We start from the raw sequence: 22,164 nt of genomic DNA on the forward strand, positions 1-22,164 counted from the left end.
CCGCTCGCCGGGGCGGACGTGCTCCCCGGTCACGGCGACGGCCGCCGGTGAGGGCACCCCCGGAGGGGTCCTCACCGGCGGCCGGCCGGACTCGCGGGGCCGGTTCAGACCCGTACGAGCTCCCTGTCCTCGTCGCCGTCCTTCGGGCGGCCGGCGTCGTGGGCGCGCAGCCCCTCGCCCTCGACGTCGACGTTCGGGAGCGCCCGGTCCAGCCAGGTCGGCAGCCACCAGGCGCGCTTGCCGAGCAGGGCGAGCACGGCCGGGACGATCGCCATGCGGACCACGAACGCGTCGAAGAAGACCGCGATGGCGAGACCGAAGCCGATCATCTTGATCATCGCCTCGCTGGAGCCGATGAAGCCGGAGAAGACGGCGATCATGATGACGGCGGCGGCGGTGACCACCCGGGCGCCGTGCCGGAACCCGGTCACGATCGCCTGGCCGGGCCGCTCCCCGTGGACGTACGCCTCACGCATCCGGGTCACGAGGAAGACCTCGTAGTCCATCGCGAGGCCGAAGACCACGCCGACCATGAAGATCGGCATCATCGACATGATCGGGCCCGTCTCCTCGACGCCGATCAGACCGGCCAGCCAGCCCCACTGGAAGACCGCGACGACGGCGCCGAGCGCGGCCATCACCGAGAGCAGGAAGCCGAGGGCGGCCTTCAGCGGGACCAGGATCGAGCGGAACACCACGATCAGCAGCAGGAAGGCCAGGCCGACCACCAGGGCCAGGTACGGGACCAGCGCGTCGTTGAGCTTCTGCGAGAAGTCGATGTTCATGGCCGTGGAGCCGGTGACCAGGACGGTCGCGCCGGAGTCGGCCTTGATGGAACCGCCCGCGTCGCGGATCTCGTGGACCAGCTCCTCGGTGCGCACGGAGGACGGCTTGGAGTCCGGGATGACGCTGATCATGGCCGTGTCGCCGGCCTTGTTGAAGGTCGCCGGGGTGACGGAGACGACGTCGTCGAGCTTCTTCACCGTGCCGGACACCGTGCTGACGGCGCCCTTCGGGTCGTCGCTCGACCTGGCGTCGACCACGACCATCAGCGGGCCGTTGAAGCCGGGGCCGAAGCCCTCGGACAGCAGGTCGTAGGCGCGGCGCTGCGTGGTGGACGTCGGCTGCGAGCCGTCGTCCGGCAGGCCCAGTTCCAGCGAGGCCGCGGGGACGGCGGCGGCACCGAGGCCGACGACGCCGAGGAGCAGGACGGTGAGCGGGCGGCGTACGACGAAGCGTGCCCAGCGGGTGCCCATGTTGGGCCGCTCGCCGGCCGCGGCGTCCCGGGCCTTCTGCCGGCCGCCGCCCAGCAGCCTGCTCTTCTGTCCGGCGGGCTGCACCTTGCGGCCCGCGTAGCCGAGCAGCGCCGGGATCATGGTGAGGGCGATGAGGACGGCGACGGCGACCGTGCCGGCCGCCGCGACGCCCATCTTGGTGAGCATCGGGATGTTGACGACGGCGAGGCCCACGAGGGCGATGACGACGGTCAGGCCGGCGAAGACGACGGCCGAGCCCGCGGTGCCGACGGCCCGCCCGGCGGCCTCCTCGCGTTCCCGGCCCTCGGCGAGTTCGGCGCGGTAGCGGGAGACGATGAAGAGGGCGTAGTCGATGCCGACGGCGAGGCCGATCATCATCGCGAGCGTGGAGGTGGTGGAGCCGAGGTCGAGAGCCTTGGCGAGCGCGGCGATGGTGGAGACGCCGATGCCGACGCCGATCAGGGCGGTGAGCAGCGGCAGACCGGCCGCGATCAGCGATCCGAAGGTGATCACCAGGACGACCGCGGCGATCGCGATGCCGATGATCTCGGTGGATCCGGTCTCGGGCACGGCCTGGAGGGCGTCACCGCCGACCTCGACGGTGAGCCCGGACGCCCGCGCGTCCTTCGCGGCGTCCTTCAGGGCGTCCTTGGAGACGTCCTTCAGTTCCATGCCGGAGACCTCGTACGACACCTGCGTGTACGCGACGGTGCCGTCCTCGCTGACGGCCTTGGCCTTGAAGGGGTCGGTGACGGAGGTGACCTCGGAGCCCTCGCCGAGTTCCCGGACGGCCTCCTTGACGGCGGCCTTGTTCGCCGGGTCCGCCATCTTCTCGCCGTCGGGTGCCTTGAAGACGACGCGTGCGGTCGCCCCGTCGGCACTCATCCCGGGGAAACGATCCTCCAGCAGGTCGAAGGCCTTCTGCGCCTCCGTGCCCGGGATGGAGAAGGAACTGGAGCCCGCCGTGGGCGCCGAGGCGGCGCCGACACCGGCGAGCGTGAGCAGGGCCACCCAGATCAGGGCGACGAAGTGCCGTCGCCGGAAGGCGAGACGGCCGAGTTTGTAGAGGAACGTGGCCACGAAGGCGTACTCCCGGTCAGGTCGTGGACGACAGAGGGCTGGTGCGCTCGCCCGGTGGGGCACGGGGAACGGCGGGGCGGATCAGCCCGACGACGTGAGCGGTCGCGTCAGGTGGGACGGGTGGGACAGGTGTCGGGGAACAGCGGGGACTCGAGTGGGGGTCGAGGGGTCAGGCGCCGAGAGCGGGGAGGACCACGGCGTCGATGTACGAGGTGATGAAGGCCTGCGTGGGCGGCAGCTCGTCGATCATGGTGCGCGCCGCGAAGGCGCCGATCAGCATGTGCATCACGTAGTCCATCGCGGGGTTGTCCGGGCGGACCTCCCCGCGGTCGACGGCGCGCCGCAGCACCCTGCGCATGTCTTCCATCTCGGGTTCGACGAGATACTCGCGGAACGCCTTGAGGAGTTCCGGGTTCCCGTGCGCCGCCATGGCCAGGCCCCGCATGAGCGCGGAGTCCTGCTCCATCCGGCAGTCGTCCTGCCGGGCGGCGAGCGCGTGGAAGTCACCGCGCAGGGAGCCGGTGTCCAGGCCGGCGGGCGCGAGCGGCGGTTTCTGGTGCCGCATCGCCTTCACGACCAGCTCGGCCTTGCCGCCCCACTGACGGTAGAGGGTGGCCTTGCTGGACCGGGTGCGGGCGGCTACGGCGTCCATCGTCAGGGCGTCGTAACCGACCTCCCGGAGCAGATCGAGCACGGCCGTGTACAGCTCCGCCTCGCGCTCGGGCGTGATCCGGCTGCGACGCGCCGTTGCGGCTTCGGCCATCCCGCTCACCTTCTCCTGCTGCGCTGTCGGACACCCGCTGCGGACGACATCGGTTCGTACGCCTCCGAAGATACCCCGGGACCGATCGAAACGAAACCGTTTCGTACGTGTCATCGGTCACCGTTCCGGACGCGCACCCGACTTGCCGGTGCCCCGGGGGCGGCAAAACATGGGGAGGTGAGCGACGCGTACGAGAAGGCGACCGCCGACGAGACCGCCCCCGGCTACCTGCGTTTCCCGCACCTCAGCGGTGACCTGCTGTGCTTCGCCGCCGAGGACGACCTGTGGGTGGCCCCCCTCGAAGGGTCCGCACGCGCCTGGCGGCTCACCGTCGACCGCACCAAGGTCGGCCACCCGCGCTTCTCCCCCGACGGCCGCCACATCGCCTACACCAGCTGGCGCAGTCTCGTCCCCGAGATCCATCTCGCGCCGGTCGGCGGCGGCCCCGGCCGGCGGCTCACCTACTGGGGCAGCGCGGACACCCGGGTCTGCGGCTGGGCACCGCCCGACAAGGACGGCAACTGCCACATCCTCGCCGTCGCCTCGCACGGCCAGCCCTTCTCGTACTTCACCTGGGCCCACAGCGTCCCCACCGACGGCGACCCGGGCGGGCGGCTGCCCTGGGGCCCGGTCTCCGACATCCAGGTCGCCGACCTCGACGGCGAGCGCAGGACCCTGCTGCTCACCGGCACCCCGCCGCACGAACCGGCCGCGTGGAAGCGCTACCGGGGCGGCGCGACCGGGCGGCTGTGGCTGCACGGGCAGCGGATCCTCGCCGGCCTGGAGGGGCACCTGCACTCCCCGATGTTCGTCGGCGGACGCATCGCCTTCCTCTCCGACCACGAGGGCATCGGCAACCTCTACTCCTGCACGTACGACGGCTCCGGCCTGCGACGGCACACCGACCACGACACGTTCTACGCCCGGCACGCAGCGAGCGACGGCACCCGGGTCGTCTACCAGTGCGCGGGCGATCTGTGGCTCGTCGACGACCTCGCCGCCGGCTCGGTGCCGCGCCGGCTCGACGTCCGCCTCGGCGGGCCGCGCGCGGGCCGGCGCAGGTATCAGGTGCCCGCGGCCCAGCACGTCGACGGCATCTCCGTGGACGAGACGGGCCGCGCCAGCGCCGTCGTCGTACGCGGCAGCCTGTACTGGCTCACCCACCGGGACGGCCCCGCGCGCACCATCGCGGACGTCCCGGGGGTACGCGTCCGGCTCCCCGAGATGCTCGGCTCCGGCGGCCAGGTCGCCTACGTCACCGACGCGGACGGCGAGGACGCCGTCGAGATCGCCCACCTGCCGCGCGCCACCGGCGACCGGGTACCGCGCCGGCCCGCCACCGGCGACCTGGGCCGGGTGCTGGAACTGGTGTCGGACCCGCGGGGCGAGCGCCTCGCCGTCGCCTCGCACGACGGGCGGGTGCTGCTGATCGACGCGACGGAGGAGCCCGGGGACACCGCCGCGGCCGGGGCGGGCGGGGTCGTCGAGCTGATCAGGTCCGACAACGGACCCGTGCGGGACCTGGCGTTCTCGCCGGACGGGTGCTGGCTGACCTGGTCGCACCCGGGGATCGGCCGGTCGCTGCGGCAGATCAAGCTGGCGCGGATCAAGGACGGCCTGGTCGTCGACGTGACCAACGGCCGCTTCGAGGACGAGAACCCGGTGTTCACCCGGGACGGCCGCTATCTGGCGTTCCTGTCCTGGCGCGGCTTCGACCCGGTCTACGACGTGCACACCGGCGACCTGTCCTTCCCGCTGGGCTGCCGCCCCTACCTCGTGCCCCTCTCCTCCGCGACCCCCTCCCCCTTCGCCCTGAACCCGGACGGGCGCCCGGTCGCCGGCGGTCTCGACCCGGTCGGGGACGGTCCCGACGACGGCGGCACGGCGGCCGTGGAGATCGAGGGGCTGGAGAGCCGGGTCACCCCCTTCCCCGTCACCGCCTCCAAGTACTCGGCGCTGCACCCGGTCGCGGGCGGCGGCCTGGTCTGGCTGCGCTGGCCGATCTCCGGGGCGCTCGGCGAGACCTTCGCCAACCCGGACGACACCACCGGCCGGCCCACCCTGGAGTACTTCAGCATCGCCAAGGCGAAGAAGTCCGAACTCGTCGGCCACCTGGACTTCTTCGCGGTCAGTGGCGACGGCAGCCGCCTCGTCGTGGCCGACGAGGACGACCTGCGGGCCGTCCCCGCCACCGAGTCGGGCGACGCCGACTCCACGGTCTGGATCGACCTGCGCCGGATCCTGCACGAGGTGGACCCGCCCGCCGAATGGCGCCAGGCGTACGCGGAGGCGGGACGCATCATCCGCGCCTACTTCTGGGACCCCGGCATGTGCGGCATCGACTGGGACGCGGTCCTCGCGCAGTACCGGCCCCTGGTCGAACGGGTCGCCTCCCCCGACGAGTTCGCCGACCTGCTGCGCGAGGTGCTCGGCGAGCTGGCCACCTCGCACGCCTACGTCACCGCCGCCCGCCGCAACGAGGGCCCGGCGCACTACCAGCGCCGGCAGGGCCTGCTGGGCGCCAACTTCGTCCGCCGGGAGGGCCGGTGGATCCTCAAGCGCATCCTGCCCGGGGACTCCTCCGACTCCAAGGCCCGCTCACCGCTGGCCGGTTCGGGCATCCGGGAGGGCGCGGTGCTCACCCACGTGGACGGCCGCCCGGTGGACCCGGTGGCGGGCCCGTATCCGCTGCTGGCGGGAGCGGGCGGTACGACGGTGGAGCTGACGTTCACCCCGGCGGAGGGCGGCGGGCGTCCGCGCCGGGTGGCGGTGGTCCCGCTCACCGACGAACGGCCGCTGCGCTACCAGGACTGGGTGGCCAAACGGCGCGAGGTGGTGCGGGAGGCCGGCGGCGGCCGTTGCGGCTATCTGCACATCCCGGACATGGGCGGCTCGGGCTGGGCCCAGTTCAACCGCGACCTGCGCATGGAGGTGTCGCGCCCCGCGCTCATCGTCGACGTGCGCGGCAACGCGGGCGGCCACATCAGTGAACTGGTCGTCGAGACGCTGACCCGCAGGATCCTCGGCTGGGACCTCACCCGCGACGCCCGGCCGGTCTCGTACGCGTCGAACGCGCCGCGGGGTCCGGTGGTCGCCCTCGCAGACGAGGCCACCTCCTCGGACGGCGACATGATCACGGCGGCCTTCAGGCTGCTGAAGCTGGGCCCGGTCGTAGGCCAGCGCACCTGGGGCGGAGTCGTCGGCATGACCGGCCGGCACCGTCTCGGCGACGGCACGGTCATCACGGTCCCGATGAACGCCGCCTGGTTCGACGCCTACGGCTGGTCGGTCGAGAACCACGGCGTCCGTCCCGACCTGGAGATCCTGCGGACGCCACTGGACTGGGCCGAGGGCCGCCACGCCCAGCTGGACGACGCGGTGCGGCTGGCCCTGGAGCTGCTGGCCGGCCGCCCGGCCGCGTCCCCGCCCGACCTCTCGGACGTCCCGGACCGCGCACGGCCCCCACTGCCCCCGCGCAGCACGGGATGAGGGGCCGGCAGGGGCCGACGGTGGCTCACACCCAGCCGCGGTCCGCGGCCGTTCAACCTGTGATGCACACGCCGAAAGGGTGCCCCCCTGTAGGGAGGGCACCCCATTCCGGCCAAGGCCGGGCGCAGCGTCAGATGTCGTAGTCCTCGTCGAGGCGCTCCCGCGCGTCCTGCGGAGTGCGCTCACGCTCGGGACCCCGCGGGACCCGGTCGCGCTCCTGCGGAACCCGGTCGCGCTCCTGCGGGGCCCGGTCGCGCTCCTGCGGCGAACGCTCGCCCGCCTCGTCGCGCCGCTCGCCGAACTTCTTCTTCGCCTGCTGCTGCAGCTGCTCGGACTTGTCCTGGAACTGGTCCTTCATGCCCATGGAATTCACTCCCGTAGTGGGTGAGGGGATCGGGGCACGACCAGAGTTGCATGTCGGAACACAGCGCGCATTTCGATCAGTTACTCACAGTGAGGTGGTCCGGCGTTCGTCCTCGTCCGCCGCGCCGCCCGCACCCACGAGGCCCTTGGAGACGCTGGTCAGCCGCGGTTCGAAGCGCCGCATCTCCCGCTGCCCCACGGTCCCGATGACGGCCGGGAGATACCCGCGGATGCCCTGCATGCCCCGCAGCCACCACTGCGCGTACACATGGCTGGACCGCCGCTCGATACCGGAGACGAGCCGGTCCACCGCGGGGCCCAGCGGATACGTCTTGTTGGAGGGCCACGGCAGCCGCTGGCGCAGCTCGCGCATCACGTCGTCCTGGTCGGCGCCCCGCACCATGTCCGTGTCGGTCCACGAGAGGTAGCCCACCCCGACGCGGACGCCCTTGTGGCCGACCTCGGCGCGCAGGCAGTGCGCGTACGCCTCCACGCCCGACTTGGACGCGCAGTACGCGGACATCATGGGCGCGGGGGTGATGGCGGCCAGGGACGCTATCTGGAGCAGATAGCCGCGGCTCTGCGTCAGCACCGGCAGGAAGGCCCGCGCCGTCACCGCCGAGCCGATCAGGTTGACCTCGATGACGCGCCGCCAGGCGACGGGGTCGGAGTCCACGAAGGGGCCGCCGGTCGCGACACCTGCGTTTGCTACGACGATGTCGACCTTCCCGAAGCGCTGCTTGACCTCTTGGGCGACCCGCGCCATCGCCTCGTGGTCGGTGACGTCCGCGTACCAGTGGTCGCTGTCGCCGTGCAGCCGCTCCGAGACCTGCTTGAGCGCGTCCGCCTCCAGGCCGACGAGTGCGATCTTCGCGCCGCGTGCGGAGAGTTTGCGGGCGAGGAGTTCCCCGACGCCCCGCGCGGCTCCCGTGACGACCGCGACCTGTCCTTCCAGGCTCGTCCTGCTCATGCGCCCGCCTCCTTCAACTCGTCGTGTACGGGCACCTGTTCCCGCTTCTCGGGCTGCCCGTACGTGGTGACCAGCTCCCGGATCCGCGCGGTCACCAGATCCGGGGCCTCGATGGGGGTCATGTGCCCGAGCCCGGGGAGCTCCGTGACGCCGACGCACTCGGGCAACGCGGCCACCAGGGCACGCGCGTGCACGGCGGGCGTCAGCCGGTCCGCGGTGCCGACCAGGACCGCGGTGGGTACCCGCAACTCCCGTACGCCGTGGTCGAGATCGAGCAGGCCGAGCACCTGCGACCAGGAGTACCGCACGCGGCGCGGACACGCGTGCACGATCCGCGCGCACGCCTCGACCATCAGCGGCGACGAACCGGGGCCCATGGTCGCGTACTTGAGGATCCGCCTCGCGAGCGGCGAGACCGGGCCGAGCGGTGCCCGCGAGCCGAGCACCGACCTGGTGAGCCGGGTCCGCAGCCGTCCGGCGCGCATCGGGATCAGCAGCGACTCCGCGACCAGCCGCGAACTGCCCGTGCTGCACAGCAGGGCGGCCGCCGCGTGTGCCCGGAAGGCGGCGCGCCCGGACGCCGCCATCAGCGTCATCCCGCCCATGGAGTGACCCGCGAACACGGCCTTCTCGCCGGGTGCGAGCGTCGCCGCGATCACCGCCTCCAGGTCGTCGGCGAGCCCGTCGACGCTGCACACGGGGCTCGCGGGGCTGCGCCCGTGGCCGCGCTGGTCGTAGGCGATGACCCGGTGGCCGACCGCGAGGTCGCGTATCTGCGCGGCCCAGAAGGCGGTCGAGCAGGTCCAGCCGTGCACCAGGACGACGGCGGGCGCACCCTCGGGTCCGTGCACCTCGACGTGCAGCCGGGCGCCGTCGGCGGAGTCCACGGTCAGCACCCGCGCGGGCACGGGCGGCGCGTAGGGCCCACTGGCCACGTGCATCGGTCGGCTCACGCCTGTACCTCGGTCTTCTCGTGTGCGGGGGACGTGCCGGGGGCCGGGGCCCGCAGCACCTCGTACTCGGCGAGGTCGACGCGCCGCGTCGCGCCGCGGAACTCGGTCGTCGTACCGGGCCAGATGGTGGTGTTGCGGCCGTTCGCGTCGAGGTACCAGCTGTTGCAGCCGCCGGTGTTCCAGACGGTGCGCCGCATGCGTTCCTGGACCCGCTGGTTCCAGGCGTCGACCGCGCCGGGGCGGGCGTCGAGCGCCACCCGGCCGCCGAGGACGTCCAACTGCCGTACGAAGTCGGCCAGGTAGTTCAGCTGGGACTCGATCATCAGGATCATGCTCGAGTTACCGAGGCCGGTGTTGGGGCCGATGATCGTCATCCAGTTGGGGAAGCCGGCCGCGGTGGCGCCGCGCAGCGACTGCATGCCGCCCTTCCAGGTCTCGGCGAGCGTGCGGCCGTCCGCGCCGACGACCCGCTCGGCGATCGGCATGTCCGTGACGTGGAACCCGGTCCCGAAGACGATCGCGTCCGCCTCGGCGGTGGTGCCGTCGGCGGCCACCAGGGTGGAGCCGTCGACGCGGGCCAGACCGGAGGCGACCACGTCCACATTGGGCCGGGCGAGCGCCGGGTAGTAGGTGCTGGAGAGCAGGATGCGCTTGCAGCCGATGCGGTAGTCGGGGGTCAGTCTGGCCCGCAGCTCCGGGTCCTTGACGGCGCGGGCGATGTTCCGCTTGGCCAGCCGCTCGACCAGGCCCAGTTCCTCGGGCCGCTTGGTGAAGGCCTGGACCTGCAACTCCCGGATGCCCCACAGCAGTCCGCGCCGGGCCTTCGTGGTGAACGGCAGCTGCCGGTGCAGCCAGCGCTCGGCCCCGCTGATCGCCCGGTCCATCCGCGGCATCACCCACGGCGGGGTGCGCTGGAAGAGGGTCAGCCGCTCCACCTCGGGCTGGATGGACGGCACGATCTGGATGGCGGAGGCGCCCGTGCCGATCATGGCGACGCGCTTGCCGCGCAGGTCGTAGTCGTGGTCCCAGCGGGCGGAGTGGAAGACCTTGCCGGGGAAGGTGTCGATGCCGGGCACGTCCGGGATCCTGGGGTCGGACAGCGGCCCGGTGGCGGAGACCACGAGGTCGGCGGTGAGGGTCCCGCTCGCCGTCTCGATCTCCCAGTGCAGCTGCTCGGCGTCCCAGCGCATCACCTTCACCTCGGAGTCGAAGCGCAGGTGCGGGCGCAGGCCGAAGAGGTCGGTGACGTGCTCCAGGTAGGCGCGGATGTGGTCCTGGCCGGAGAAGGTGCGCGGCCACTCGGGGTTGGGCGCGAAGGAGAACGAGTAGAGGTGGGACGGTACGTCGCACGCGCACCCGGGGTAGCTGTTGTCCCGCCAGGTGCCGCCGACGCTGCCGGCCCGCTCCAGTACGACGAAGTCGGTCACGCCCTCACGGCGCAGCCGCACGGCGGCTCCGAGGCCTCCGAACCCGGAGCCGACCACCGCCACCCGTACATGCTCGTGCTCGGTCATCCCGACGCCTCCCTGCTCCGCGCGACCATGCCAGTGAACACTGGCGCAATGGGGAGACTAGAGGAGCTTCGTACTCATGGGTAGGGGTCCGGGCCGGGAAAGTTACCGCGGGTACGACATAGGGTGCCGTCGTGGCTGACGGATCAGGGAAACGGGACCTCGGGACACCGGCACAGGCCGGCGCACCCGAACCGGGCCGGCGCGAGTACCGCATGGAGGAGCTGGCGGAGCGGGCCGGCATCACCGTGCGCACCCTGCGTTTCTACCGCGAGCGCAAGCTGATCCCGCCACCGCGCCGCGAGGGCCGCATCGCCTGGTACGACGAGTCCCACCTGGCCCGGCTGCGCACGATCTCGGCGCTGCTGGAGCGCGGTCACACCCTGAACGGCATCGCCGAGCTGGCCGAGGCCTTCGACAACGGCCGGGACGTCGGCGAGCTGCTGGGCCTCGGCGAACCCAGCGAGGAGACCCCGGTCCGCCTCTCCCCCGAGGAGCTGGCCGACGTCTTCGCCGGCCAGGCCACCCCGGAGAACCTGGCCGCCGCCCTGGACCTCGGCTACCTCGGCACCGACGGCACGGACATCGTGCACATCAGCCGGCGGCTCCTCGACGTGTCCGCGGCCCTGGTCCGCGAGGGCGTCCCGCTCGCGGACGTGCTGGCCGCCGGCCGCCGCGTACGGGAGCACACCGAGGCGCTGGCGCGCCTGTTCACCGAGCTCGTCCTGACCGAGGACCGCACACCGGAGGACCTCCAGCGGCTGCGCCCCCTGGCGAAGAGCGTGGTGGAGGCGGAACTGTCCATGGCCCTGGACCGCCGCCTGCGACACCCGGGCGACGCGCCCTGACCCGCCCCGGGCACGCCTACAGGTCGTAGACCACCGTCACGGGAGCGTGGTCCGACCAGCGCTCCTCGTGGGTCGCCGCCCGCTCCACGAAGCCCTTGACGGCCTTGCCGGCGAGCCCCGGCGTCGCGACCTGGAGATCGATCCTCCACCCCGAGTCGTTGTCGAAGGCGCGCCCCCGGTACGACCACCACGTGTAGGGCCCCTCCACGCCGGGGTGCAGCGCGCGCACCACGTCGACGTACCCCGCACCCTGACCGAGGACCCGGCCGAGCCACTCCCGCTCCTCGGGCAGGAACCCGGAGTTCTTGCGGTTGCCCCGCCAGTTCTTCAGGTCGGCCTCCCGGTGGGCGATGTTCCAGTCGCCGCAGACGACGACCTCGCGCCCGTCGGCGGCGGCCCGCTCGCGCAGCCCGGACAGGTGGCCGAGGAACTCCTCCATGAACCGCGTCTTCTCGTCCTGCCGCTCGGTCCCGACCTCGCCGGAGGGCAGATAGAGGCTGGCCACGGTGACACCGGGCAGGTCGGCCTCGACGTAGCGCCCGCTGGAGTCGAACTCCGCCGACCCGAACCCGGTCCTGACCCGGTCGGGCTCACGCCGCGTGTAGAGGGAGACCCCGGCCCGCCCCTTGGCGGCGGCGGGCGCGTGCACGACGTGCCACCCCTCGGGCGCCCGTACGGCGTCGGGGAGCTGCGCCGGCTCGGCCCGCACCTCCTGGAGGCACACGACGTCGGCCAAGGTCCCGGCGAGCCACTCCACGAAGCCCTTCCTGGCGGCGGCGCGGAGCCCGTTCACGTTCACAGATGTAACAGTCAGCACCCGGGCACGATACTTAATCCGTCACCCCGTCCCGACGCATGAATGTACGATACTTCGCATGCATATCCGCCCGGTCCCGTACGACCACCCCGACGCCGTCAAGCTCAACGACCAGGTGCAGCTCGAATACGCCGAGCGCTACGGCGACGGGGGCGACGTCACCCCGCTCGACCCTTCGATGTTCCAGCCGCCGTCCGGCCTGTACCTGGTCGCGTACGACGAGCGGGACCGGCCGGTGGCCACGGGCGGCTGGCGCACCCAGGACGAGAACGACGAGGGCTACTCGGACGGCGACGCCGAGCTGAAGCGGATGTACGTGGTCTCGGAGGCCCGCGGCCTCGGCCTCGCCCGGCGCATCCTGTCGGCCCTGGAGGACGACGCCCGCGCGGCGGGGCGCACCCGCATGGTCCTGGAGACCGGCACCAAGCAGCCGGAGGCCATCGCCCTCTACACCTCCAGCGGCTACGAGCCCTGCGCCAAGTTCGGCCTGTACCGCCACGAACCCCTGAGCCGCTGCTTCGCCAAGCCGCTGTAGGACCGCGGAACGCGCGAGAACCCCGCCGGACGAATCCGACGGGGTTCTCAATTGCAGTGGACCTGAGGGGATTTGAACCCCTGGCCCCCTCGATGCGAACGAGGTGCGCTACCGGACTGCGCCACAGGCCCTTGCAACGAGTGAAACTCTAGCATCCCCGTCCGGGTGCTTGGAAATCCGTTCCTGGCTGGTCACCAGGGCCCCTGACGGCCGGTGCTCGTCACTCGTTGGCCGCCCGCGGCCGGTCGCCGTCCTCGTACTGGTCGAAGAGCGGGGTGCGCCCCCGCTCGCGGGCACGGCGGGCGGACGCGGCCCGGCGGGCGTCGCAGCGGCCGTCGTCGTCGGCCGCGTCGGGCCGCTCCTCGGCGGCGGGCTCCGCCTCCGGCGCGCTCGGCTCCGCGGCGCTGGACCGCGCCGAGCTCCACGCGTCCGGAGCGCCGAGGTCGACACTGGGCGTGGCCCGCGGGGCGACCGGCGCGGTGACGTACGTCGGGAGCGGGACCGGCACCGGATCCCAGCTGTCGCCGTGTCCGGGCCGCCGCTGCCGCTCGCGCTGCTGGTCGACCCACTCCGCGTGGTCGGTCTGCTCCACCAGGGCGCGGCGGTCGGCCGCGAGGGCGGACAGGCCGGGGTCGGCCTCCGGTTCGGGTGAGTCGTCCGGCTCGTCGGCGCCGGGGTCCACGGGAGCCCGCCCCCGCGGCTGCCGCTCGCGCAGCCGCCGCGCCGCCGCCTCGGCCAGCTGCCGGTCCATCGTGTACGTGAACCGACGCCGCTCCTGGGCCCGCAGGTAGGCGATGTATCCGCTCAGCAGGACCGCGGGCACTCCGGGCGCCCACAGGAAGGCCAGCCCGCCGACCGCCGCCACGATCGCGCCGAGGGTGAAGGCGAGGAAGAGCATGACGGTCGTACGCCGCCGGCGCGCGAGCACCTTCGTGCGCCGGGCGCGCGCTGCGGCCTCCGCCGAGGAGGCCCGCCGCGCGGCCGTCCCGGACTGCTCCGCCGGTTCCGCCGAAGCGGACGCGCCGGAGGAGGCGCGGGCGGGCCGGCCGGAGTGACCGGACCTGGCGGACTGCCGGGGCAGGGGTCTGTCGGCGGGACGGGACGCGGGTCTTTCGGCCGCGCGGCCCGGGGATCTGTCGGCGGAGGGCGCCGCCGTCTCGTGCCGGTCCGGGGACTCCACCGGGACCTGGGCCTGCGCCTGTGCCTGGGGACGCTGCTGCTCCTGCGCCCGGGACCGCGGCTGCGCCGGAGCCTGCGGCTCGGTCGGCGGCACGGCGAAGGCCCGGACGTCCACCGATTCGGTGGCACCGTCCGGTCCGGCGCTGGGCTCCTCCTCGTCGGCGGAGCGCGCCTGCAGGTCCTTGGCGTACCGGCGCTCCATCGCCGCCCGTCCGGACAGCAGCCGGATGGCGGTGCTGAAGCGTTCCGTCGGACGGGCCTCGTTCAGCTCGTCCTGCCTACGGAGCCACATCGGCACCAAGTAGGCGGCCCAGGCCCCGACAATGACTGCGTAGATGAGGCCGCTGCTGCTCACGCCTCACACGGTAGAGGGGTTTCCGTGAGGCCATCTGCCAATTGCGCCGGTGTGTCGCACGATCTGGCTGATATTTCGAGCTTTTTTTGTGACCGATCCGATCAGCAGCCCGCCGACAGCGCCGAATTAACGCTCTCAGGTGATCGCGGGCCGATCAATTTCGAACACCTATTTCATTTTCTGGCGGGCGCCGGGCTGTGAACCGGCCAGGCCCGCTTTCACAGCGTCACGCCGTGTTCCGCGGCGGGCGCGGGGACTGGTCCTCCGGGGTGTTCCGACGTGGCTGGTGCGCGCGTCTGCGCTGCCAGCGGGCGAGCAGCCCCTCGGACGCCTCCTCGGCGGTGAGGGCGAAGACGAGGTGGTCACGCCAGGCGCCGTCGATGTGGAGATAACGCGGCCGTAGGCCTTCCGCACGGAATCCGAGTTTCTCGACGACCCTGCGGCTCGGCCCGTTCTCGGGGCGAATACAGACTTCGATGCGGTGCAGTCCGACCGTTCGGAAGCAGTGGTCGGACGCCAGTGCGACGGCCGTCGGCATCACTCCGCGTCCCGCGACCGCCTCGTCCACCCAGTACCCCACGTGCCCGGAACACATGGAGCCCCAGGTGATCCCGGCGACCGTCAACTGCCCGACGAGCCGTCCCTGGTACTCGATCACGAAGGGCAGCATCCGGCCCGCGTTGGCCTCGGCCCGCAGGTGCCGGACCATCTGCCGGTACGTGGGCCGGAGCGCCGTCGGACCGCTCGGCGTGGGCGGCGGGATCGTCGCCTCCCAGGGCCGCAGCCAGTCGCGGTTGCGCCGGTTGACCTCGCGCCAGGCCCGCTGGTCGCGCAGCTTTATCGGCCGCAGGACGACATCGCCGTCCCGCAGCTCGACGGGCCAGGATGGGCTGTTCAGCTCGCACCCCCACTGCCGCTGGGTCCCGGGTGGTCGCCGCCGCGGATCTGGTCGACGGCGTGGGCCAGAAGGGGCTCCAGTACGGCCAGGCCGTCCCGGACCCCGCCGGTGGAGCCCGGCAGGTTGACGATCAGCGTCCGTCCCGCGACTCCCGCGAGCCCCCGGGACAGCGCCGCCGTCGGCACCTTCTGTCTTCCGAACGCTCTGATGGCCTCCGCAATGCCCGGGATCTCGTGGTCGAGGACGCGCCGGGTGGCCTCGGGGGTCCGGTCGGTGGGCGAGATGCCCGTGCCGCCGGTGGTGACGACGAGGTCGTACCCAGCCTCGACGGCGCTGCGCAGGGCGGCCTCGACGGGGTCCCCGTCCGGGACGACCCGCGGACCGTCCGCCCGGAAACCGAACGAGGCGAGCGCCTCGGCGATCAGCGGGCCGCCCCGGTCCTCGTAGACCCCGGCGGCTGCCCGGTTGGAGGCGGTGACGACGAGCGCGCGGTACGGCTGAGGGGTCATGCCCGGCTCCAGTCGCCCGACTTGCCGCCCGTCTTCACCTCGACGCGGACGTCCGTGATGACCGCTCCCTTGTCGACCGCCTTGACCATGTCGACCACGGTGAGCGCCGCCACGCTGACCGCGGTCAGCGCTTCCATCTCGACTCCCGTACGGTCCGTGGTCCTGACCGTGGCGAGGATCTCCACGGCGTCGTCCGCGACGGACAGGTCGAGCTGGACCCCCGACACGGCCAGCGGGTGGCAGAGCGGGATCAGGTCCGGGGTGCGTTTGGCGCCCATGATGCCGGCGATGCGCGCGGTCGCGAGGGCGTCGCCCTTGGGGACCCCCTCGCCGCGCAGCAGCTCGACCACCCGGGGCGAGACCAGGACGCGGCCGCTGGCGCGGGCGGTGCGCGCGGTCACGTCCTTCCCGGATACGTCGACCATGCGGGCGGCGCCCGCCTCGTCGATGTGCGTCAGTCGGTCCTGCGTACTCATCTGCTGTGGCGCTCCCGGTCAGGGCCCTTCGCGGTGCGGCGCGTGGCCTGCTGTGCGCGACACGGTACCGCCAACTCGGGGTGCCGGGCGGAAGCGGACCCTCCCGGGGCCGGGCCGCCCGTGCGCGCGGGGCCCTCCCCGGCCCCGCCGCCCGTGCGCGCAGGACCCCCGCCGGCCCGGCGGCCGGTGCGGGCGGGTCCCCCCGGGGGGCCGGTCGCCCGCGCGGGCGGGTCCCCCGCCGGGTCCGGCACTCAGCCCAGCAGGACGACCTCGACGTCGGCGCCGGGCTCGACCGAGGTGGTGTCCTCGGGGACCACGATCAGCGCGTCCGCGTGCGCGAGGGCCGCGACCAGGTGGGATCCGGCACCGCCGACGGGCTTCACCTTCCCCTCCGCGTACGTCCCGCGCAGGAACTGGCGGCGGCCCTTCGGGGAGGTGAGCGCCTTGTCCGTGGCGAGGACGGCCCTGGCGGTCGGGCGGTGGATGTCCTTCAGGCCCATCAGGGTGCGGATCGCGGGGCGGGCGAACACCTCGAAGGAGACGTACGACGACACGGGGTTGCCCGGCAGCGCGAGCAGCGGGGTGTGCTCGGGGCCGATGGAACCGAAGCCCTGCGGTTTGCCCGGCTGCATGGCGAGCTTGCGGAAGTCGATCCCGCCGCCGTCCTCGTCCTCGTCGCCGACGGAGGACAGGGCTTCCTTGACGACGTCGTACGCGCCGACGCTGACGCCGCCCGTCGTGACCACCAGGTCCGCCCGGATGAGCTGGTCCTCGATGGTGGTGCGGAGCGTCTCGGCGTCGTCGGCGACCGCGCCCACGCGGTAGGCGATCGCTCCGGCGTCCCGGGCCGCGGCGCACAGGGCGAAGCTGTTGGAGTCGTAGATCTGACCGCTGCCCAGTTCCTCGCCGGGCTGGACCAGTTCGCTTCCGGTGGACAGGACGACCACGCGGGGACGCGGGCGCACACGCACCGTGCCCCGGCCGATCGCGGCGAGCAGGGCGATCTGCGGCGGGCCCAGGATCGTGCCCGCCTCCAGGGCCCGGTCGCCCGCCCGTACGTCACTGCCCTGGGCGCGCACGTGCGCGCGGGCCGGGGCCGGGCGGTGGACGTGCACCTGGCCGCCTGCGCCCTCGGGTGCCGAACTGTGGGCGCGCATCCCCAGGACGGCGCCCTCGCCGAGACCGCCGTCGGTCCACTCCACCGGGACCACCGTCTCGGCACCGGGCGGCAGCGGGGCGCCGGTCATGATGCGGGCGGCCTCACCGGGACCCACGTACAGCTGCCGGGCCTGGCCGGCGGCCACGTCACCGACGACCGTCAGCGCGGCCGGGAACTCCTCGCTCGCGCCCGCGACATCGGCGACCCGGACCGCGTATCCGTCCATCGAGCTGTTGTCGAAGGGCGGCAGCGAGACGGGCACCGTGACGTCCTCGACCAGGACGCAGCCCTGCGCGTCGAGGAGTTGCAGCTCGATGGGCTCCAGCGGGCGGACGGTCGCGAGGATGTCCTCCAGGTGCTCCGTCACCGACCAGAGGTGGTCCTGGCCGGTGGCACGGGTCGCGGCGCTGCTCACGTCGTCACATCTCCTCGGCTACATAACTGCGAAGCCAGGCCCGGAAGTCCGGTCCCAGATCCTCACGTTCGCATGCGAGTCTGACAATGGCACGCAGGTAGTCGCCGCGGTCCCCGGTGTCATAGCGGCGGCCCTTGAAGACCACGCCGTGCACCGGGCCGCCGACCTTCTCGTCCGTGGCCAGCTGCTGGAGGGCGTCGGTGAGCTGGATCTCGCCGCCGCGGCCGGGCTCGGTCTTGCGCAGTATGCCGAAGATGTGCGGGTCGAGGACGTAGCGGCCGATGACCGCGTAGTTGCTGGGGGCGTCCGCCCGGTCTGGCTTCTCGACCAGGCCGGTCACCTCGACCAGGTCGCTCTCGCCGGTGGGCTCGACGGCGGCGCAGCCGTAGAGGTGGATCTGCTCGGGCGCGACCTCCATGAGCGCGATGACGCTGCCGCCGTGCTGCTCCTGGACCTCGACCATGCGCGCGAGGAGCGGGTCGCGCGGGTCGATCAGGTCGTCGCCGAGCAGGACGGCGAAGGGCTCGTGGCCGACGTGCGGGGCCGCGCACAGGACGGCGTGGCCGAGTCCCTTGGGGTCGCCCTGGCGCACGTAGTGCATCGTCGCGAGGTCGCTGGACTCCTGGACCTTGGCGAGCCGTCCGGCGTCGCCCTTCTTCTGGAGGGCCGACTCCAGTTCGTAGTTGCGGTCGAAGTGGTCCTCGAGGGGGCGCTTGTTGCGGCCCGTGATCATGAGGACGTCGTCCAGCCCCGCCGACACGGCCTCCTCGACCACGTACTGGATCGCGGGCTTGTCGACGACCGGCAGCATCTCCTTGGGAGTGGCCTTGGTGGCCGGCAGGAACCGGGTGCCGAGGCCTGCTGCGGGGATGACAGCCTTGGTGATCCTGCGGTGCGACTCAGTCATGCCCGCAACCATATCCGGTGGCTATGTGAGCAATCTGTGGCTCCGGTTAATTCGTTCTCATATGAGCACATTACGAAGGGTACGGGAGCCACCTGTGAGTCACCTGGGACGCGAAGCCGAGCCTGCCAAGCGAATGTTGCGGCAAGAGCTCCTCTCGGTGAGAAGCGGGTTGACGGCGGATGACGTGCGGGAGACAGCCGCGGCTCTCGCGGCGCGGGCGCTGGAACTGCCGGAACTGGCGCGCGCCGGCACGGTGGCGGCGTACGTCTCCGTGGGGAGCGAGCCGGGCACTCCCGCACTCCTCGACGCGCTCCGCGCGCGCGGAGCGCGCGTGCTCCTGCCGGTCCTGCTGCCCGACAACGACCTCGACTGGGGGGAGTACACCGGAGAGGACGCGCTCGTCCGCGTCCGGCACGGCGGACGGATGGCCCTCCTGGAACCGGCGGGCGAGCGGCTCGGCCCGGACGCCGTCAGCGAGGCGGGAGCCGTCCTGCTGCCCGGCCTGGCGGTCGACGGGCGCGGGATGCGCCTGGGGCGCGGCGGCGGCTCGTACGACCGCGTGCTGGCCCGCCTGGAGCGTGCGGGGGTTGATCCCGCGCTGGTGGTGCTCCTGTACGACACGGAGGTCGTCGAGCGGGTGCCCGAGGAGCCCCACGACCGGCCGGTGCACGCGGTGGTGACCCCGTCGTCGGTGCGGCGCTTCCGCTGACGCCTGCGACGGCCCGCTGCCGCCCGGGAAGACGGAACGGCCCTCCACGCACGCGTGGAGGGCCGTTCCGGGAGCTGCGACGGTGTCAGGGCTTGAGCAGCAGCGTGTCGCTCGTGCTCCTGCCGACCGCCTTGTCCGAGAAGGACCAGGGCAGCAGCTCGCCCTTGGCCCACTTGCCCGTCTGGTCGGTGTAGTGCGCGCTGTAGGCGTGCCCCGAGGCACCGGACAGGTTGATCCACTTGGACTTGTCGAGGTCCCCGAGATTCACCACCATCCGCATCGACGGGACCCAGACGACTCCGTAGCCGCCGGCCGCGTTCCAGCCGGTGGCGTTCACCGTCGCCTCGCCGCCGCTGAGCTTCCACGGGCCCCGGTTGAGCACGTACTGCACGACGCGGGGGCCTTCGGTGCCGAGGGTCTGGTTTTTCAGGAACAGGCGGTGCAGCCGGCCCCAGCTCCAGGTGTCGATGTCCTTGCCGAGCTTGGCGGTCAGCTCCCAGCGGGCGTCCTGAAGGGCCCGCGCGAACAGTTCGTCACGGGTGTCGGTGCCCTTGTCCAGGCGCGTCCTGGGCGCCGACCACCAGTCGTTGTCCTCGTCGTCGACGATCTTGCGGATCACCTCGAACCAGCGGTCGCCGCCGTCCGGCTGCGCCTGGTCCGCGTCGCGCTGCCCGCACTCGCGCACCGTCTGGTCCCCGTCCGCGGGGCCGGTCGTGTCGACCCGGTCGACGTACAGGCACTGGCCCTTGACCCGCAGTTCCTTGGGCAGCTTGTTGCCGAAGGCGAGCTTGAGGATGTTGCGCCAGGTCGCGTTGAAGTAGGCGGCGGCCGCCGAGTCGGCGTCCTGGGTGTAGTCCCAGCCCTCCAGGAGCTTCTGGGCCTCGCGCACGTCCTTGTCCGCGACGTCGATCTTGAGCAGCCTGGGCACCAGCAGCTTGGCGATCTCACTGCTGTTGTCGAGCTGCATCTGGCGCATGTCGTCGGTCGAGATCTTGCCGCCGCCCTTGATCTTCGACTCGATCAGGTCGGTGATGCGCTGGCTGCGCGAGCCGTAGCCCCAGTCCGTGGTGAGCGTGTAGGGGTACTTGTCCTCGTCGACGACGGCCTGGTTCGCCGTCACGATGTAGCCGCGCTTCGGGTTGTACTCGAAGGGCAGCTCGGACTGCTTGATGAAGCCCGTCCAGCGGTACTTGGCCTCCCAGCCCGGCGCGGGGAGCGAGCCGTCGCCCGCACCGCGCGTGGGGATCCTGCCGGGCAGCTGGTAGCCGATGTTGCCCTCGGTGTCGGCGTAGACCAGGTTCTGCGAGGGCACGTCGAAGGACTGCGACGCCTTGCGGAAGCTGCTCCAGTCGGCGGCCTTGTCCATCTCGAAGACGGCGTCCATGGAGTTGCCCGGCTGCAGCGCGGTCCAGCGCAGCGAGACGCCGTAGCCGTCACCGCGGTCGGGCGCCGCGCTGTCGACGGTGGCCTTCCTGCCGACCTTGACGAGTTCGTCGTTGCGGTCGGACAGCAGCGGGCCGTTGTTGGTCGACCGGACGACGATCGTCTTGTCCGCGCCGCCCGCCACTGCGATCCGCTCCTTGCGGGTGGCGAAGGGCACCACCTTGCCGTCGTACTGGTAGCCGTCCCCGGTGAGCTTCTCCAGGTAGAGGTCGGTGACGTCCACACCGGAGTTGGTCATGCCCCAGGCGATGTCCCGGTTGTGGCCGATGACGACACCGGGCATCCCCGCGAACGTGTAGCCGGAGACGTCGTACTGGCACTTCTCGCCGACGCTGCGGCAGTGCAGGCCCATCTGGTACCAGACCGACGGCAGCGAGGCCGACAGATGCGGGTCGTTGGCGAGCAGGGGCTTGCCGGTGATGGTGTGGTCCCCGGCGACGACCCACGAGTTGGAGCCGATGCCGTTGCCGTTCACACCGACGGCCGTGGGGACGTCCTCCAGCACGTCGTAGAGACCCGACAGCTGGCTCTGCAGGCCGTCGGGCGCCGTGGTGTCCCCGGCCAGCCCGGAGCCCGCCGTGCCGGTACCGGTGCCGGTGCCGGTGCCCGCACCGCCCTGGCCGTACGTCTTGGTGATCGCGTCGTACTGGCCCTCCTGGACGATCGCCTTGTTCCGGCTGTACGGGTAGTCCGGGTACAGGTCGGCGATCTGCTTCGGACCGAGCCGGCTGGTCATCAGGGAGCGGTCGATCTCGTCCTGCATGTTGCCGCGCAGGTCCCAGGCCATCGCCTTGAGCCAGGCCACGGAGTCGACCGGCGTCCACTCCTGCGGCTTGTAGTCGTTCTCGAATCCCAGGGCCGCGTACTCCAGGGAGAGGTCCGCGCCGTCCTTGCCCTTCAGGTAGGCGTTGACCCCCTTGGCGTAGGCACGGAGGTACTTCTTCGTGGCGGCCGACAGCTTGGTGTCGTACTCCTTCTTCGCCACCCGGTCCCAGCCGAGGGTGCGCAGGAACTCGTCGTTCTCGACCTGGCCCCTGCCGAACATCTCGGACAGGCGCCCCGAGGTCATGTGACGGCGCACGTCCATCTCGTAGAACCGGTCCTGCGCTTGGACGTAGCCCTGCGCCATGAACAGGTCCTCGTCCGAGGAGGCGTAGACCTGCGGGATGCCGTAGCCGTCCCGCTTGACGTCCACGGGACCCGACAGTCCGTCGAGGTGGATCGATCCCTTGGTCTGCGGGAAGGAGGCCCGGACGGTGCTGATGCTCCAGTACGCGCCGTAGGCGACGCCTCCGACAAGGGCCAGAACCAGAACGATGAGCATCAGACGGGCTCTGCGCCCCTTCTTCCTGCCGGACTTGCCGGGCTTTTGGCCGGAAGAGGCGGTGGTGTTGGGGGGCATCGCTGTCCTTGCTGTCCTAACGCGAGCGGCAGGGCGGGCTGTGCTTTTGACTGAGCGCAGGAGCAACCATAGGCGCAGGGCCCACCGCGCCTTGACGCGGAGTCGGGAACCCGAGAGCACGGGCGTT

The 22,164-nt window shown here is 72.1% G+C and carries 19 protein-coding genes and 1 tRNA gene; 5 read left to right on the top strand and 15 right to left on the bottom strand.

All coding sequences use genetic code 11. The features are described from left to right. Positions 1–104 precede the first annotated feature (104 nt). Both AC0ZLC_RS23270 and AC0ZLC_RS23275 read right to left on the bottom strand, forming a co-directional pair. Entirely contained in the window at positions 105–2,336 is a 2,232-nt protein-coding gene (locus AC0ZLC_RS23270; protein WP_476753877.1) for an MMPL family transporter, read from the bottom strand. A gap of 169 nt (positions 2,337–2,505) precedes the next feature. After that, positions 2,506–3,099, bottom strand: a complete 594-nt coding sequence (locus AC0ZLC_RS23275; RefSeq protein ID WP_476753878.1) for a TetR/AcrR family transcriptional regulator — start codon at positions 3,097–3,099, stop codon at positions 2,506–2,508. 177 nt (positions 3,100–3,276) lie between these two features. Between AC0ZLC_RS23275 and AC0ZLC_RS23280 the strand changes: the two genes are divergently transcribed. Further along, positions 3,277–6,588 (top strand): S41 family peptidase, encoded by a 3,312-nt coding sequence (locus AC0ZLC_RS23280; RefSeq protein ID WP_476753879.1) that lies wholly within the window; start codon positions 3,277–3,279, stop codon positions 6,586–6,588. A gap of 130 nt (positions 6,589–6,718) precedes the next feature. Here the strand turns inward: AC0ZLC_RS23280 and AC0ZLC_RS23285 are convergent, their stop codons facing one another. From AC0ZLC_RS23285 to AC0ZLC_RS23300, 4 genes are all read right to left on the bottom strand, one after another. Then, positions 6,719–6,952, bottom strand: a complete 234-nt coding sequence (locus AC0ZLC_RS23285) for a hypothetical protein (RefSeq protein WP_476753880.1) — start codon at positions 6,950–6,952, stop codon at positions 6,719–6,721. A gap of 84 nt (positions 6,953–7,036) precedes the next feature. Further along, positions 7,037–7,921: an SDR family oxidoreductase gene (locus AC0ZLC_RS23290; protein ID WP_476753881.1), complete on the bottom strand. Its 885-nt coding sequence runs from the start codon at positions 7,919–7,921 to the stop codon at positions 7,037–7,039. Next, a complete protein-coding gene (locus tag AC0ZLC_RS23295) occupies positions 7,918–8,874 on the bottom strand; it encodes an alpha/beta fold hydrolase (protein WP_476753882.1) in 957 nt (318 codons plus the stop codon). Before AC0ZLC_RS23295 ends, AC0ZLC_RS23290 begins: the two co-directional genes overlap by 4 nt. Then, the gene (locus AC0ZLC_RS23300) at positions 8,871–10,388 is read right to left on the bottom strand and encodes a flavin-containing monooxygenase (protein ID WP_476753883.1); all 1,518 of its coding nucleotides are present in this window, start codon (positions 10,386–10,388) and stop codon (positions 8,871–8,873) included. The genes AC0ZLC_RS23295 and AC0ZLC_RS23300 overlap by 4 nt, the downstream gene beginning before the upstream one ends. A 212-nt stretch (positions 10,389–10,600) precedes the next feature. Between AC0ZLC_RS23300 and AC0ZLC_RS23305 the strand changes: the two genes are divergently transcribed. Beyond that, positions 10,601–11,233: a MerR family transcriptional regulator gene (locus AC0ZLC_RS23305; protein ID WP_476753995.1), complete on the top strand. Its 633-nt coding sequence runs from the start codon at positions 10,601–10,603 to the stop codon at positions 11,231–11,233. A 16-nt stretch (positions 11,234–11,249) separates the two neighbouring features. Here AC0ZLC_RS23305 and AC0ZLC_RS23310 read toward each other — a convergent pair whose 3' ends face one another. Next, positions 11,250–12,050, bottom strand: coding sequence for an exodeoxyribonuclease III (locus AC0ZLC_RS23310; RefSeq protein ID WP_476753884.1), 801 nt, complete (start codon positions 12,048–12,050; stop codon positions 11,250–11,252). A gap of 58 nt (positions 12,051–12,108) precedes the next feature. Here AC0ZLC_RS23310 and AC0ZLC_RS23315 point away from each other — a divergent pair, with 58 nt between their 5' ends. Beyond that, a complete protein-coding gene (locus AC0ZLC_RS23315; RefSeq protein WP_476753885.1) occupies positions 12,109–12,585 on the top strand; it encodes a GNAT family N-acetyltransferase in 477 nt (158 codons plus the stop codon). Positions 12,586–12,642: 57 nt separating this feature from the next. Here AC0ZLC_RS23315 and AC0ZLC_RS23320 read toward each other — a convergent pair. Next, positions 12,643–12,716, bottom strand: a tRNA-Ala gene (locus AC0ZLC_RS23320). 89 nt (positions 12,717–12,805) lie between these two features. After that, on the bottom strand, positions 12,806–14,119 hold the full coding sequence (gene sepX / locus AC0ZLC_RS23325) for a divisome protein SepX/GlpR (protein ID WP_476753886.1): 1,314 nt from the start codon (positions 14,117–14,119) through the stop codon (positions 12,806–12,808). Between the two features lie 51 nt (positions 14,120–14,170). On the opposite strand from sepX, the gene AC0ZLC_RS23330 reads away from it, so the two are divergent. Continuing rightward, entirely contained in the window at positions 14,171–14,320 is a 150-nt protein-coding gene (locus AC0ZLC_RS23330) for a hypothetical protein (RefSeq protein WP_476753887.1), read from the top strand. A gap of 25 nt (positions 14,321–14,345) precedes the next feature. Here AC0ZLC_RS23330 and AC0ZLC_RS23335 read toward each other — a convergent pair whose 3' ends face one another. The 5 genes from AC0ZLC_RS23335 to galU form a co-directional block, all read right to left on the bottom strand. Continuing rightward, positions 14,346–15,017 carry a GNAT family N-acetyltransferase gene (locus tag AC0ZLC_RS23335; RefSeq protein ID WP_476753996.1) on the bottom strand — a complete coding sequence of 224 codons (672 nt, stop codon included), beginning with the start codon at positions 15,015–15,017 and terminating at the stop codon, positions 14,346–14,348. Next, on the bottom strand, positions 15,014–15,526 hold the full coding sequence (locus AC0ZLC_RS23340) for a MogA/MoaB family molybdenum cofactor biosynthesis protein (RefSeq protein ID WP_476753888.1): 513 nt from the start codon (positions 15,524–15,526) through the stop codon (positions 15,014–15,016). The genes AC0ZLC_RS23335 and AC0ZLC_RS23340 overlap by 4 nt, the downstream gene beginning before the upstream one ends. Further along, complete coding sequence (moaC, locus tag AC0ZLC_RS23345) at positions 15,523–16,002, bottom strand: cyclic pyranopterin monophosphate synthase MoaC (RefSeq protein WP_476753889.1); 480 nt, start codon at positions 16,000–16,002, stop codon at positions 15,523–15,525. Before moaC ends, AC0ZLC_RS23340 begins: the two co-directional genes overlap by 4 nt. Positions 16,003–16,253: 251 nt before the next feature. After that, positions 16,254–17,576, bottom strand: coding sequence for a molybdotransferase-like divisome protein Glp (glp, locus tag AC0ZLC_RS23350; protein ID WP_476753890.1), 1,323 nt, complete (start codon positions 17,574–17,576; stop codon positions 16,254–16,256). Between the two features lie 4 nt (positions 17,577–17,580). Then, positions 17,581–18,483: a UTP--glucose-1-phosphate uridylyltransferase GalU gene (galU, locus tag AC0ZLC_RS23355; protein ID WP_476753891.1), complete on the bottom strand. Its 903-nt coding sequence runs from the start codon at positions 18,481–18,483 to the stop codon at positions 17,581–17,583. A gap of 133 nt (positions 18,484–18,616) precedes the next feature. Between galU and AC0ZLC_RS23360 the strand changes: the two genes are divergently transcribed. Next, on the top strand, positions 18,617–19,192 hold the full coding sequence (locus AC0ZLC_RS23360; protein ID WP_476753892.1) for a 5-formyltetrahydrofolate cyclo-ligase: 576 nt from the start codon (positions 18,617–18,619) through the stop codon (positions 19,190–19,192). Positions 19,193–19,277: 85 nt separating this feature from the next. Here AC0ZLC_RS23360 and AC0ZLC_RS23365 read toward each other — a convergent pair whose 3' ends face one another. Further along, positions 19,278–22,037 (bottom strand): penicillin acylase family protein, encoded by a 2,760-nt coding sequence (locus AC0ZLC_RS23365; protein WP_476753893.1) that lies wholly within the window; start codon positions 22,035–22,037, stop codon positions 19,278–19,280. Positions 22,038–22,164: the final 127 nt, after the last annotated feature.

This window comes from Streptomyces sp. GLSS-08, from assembly GCF_056387915.1.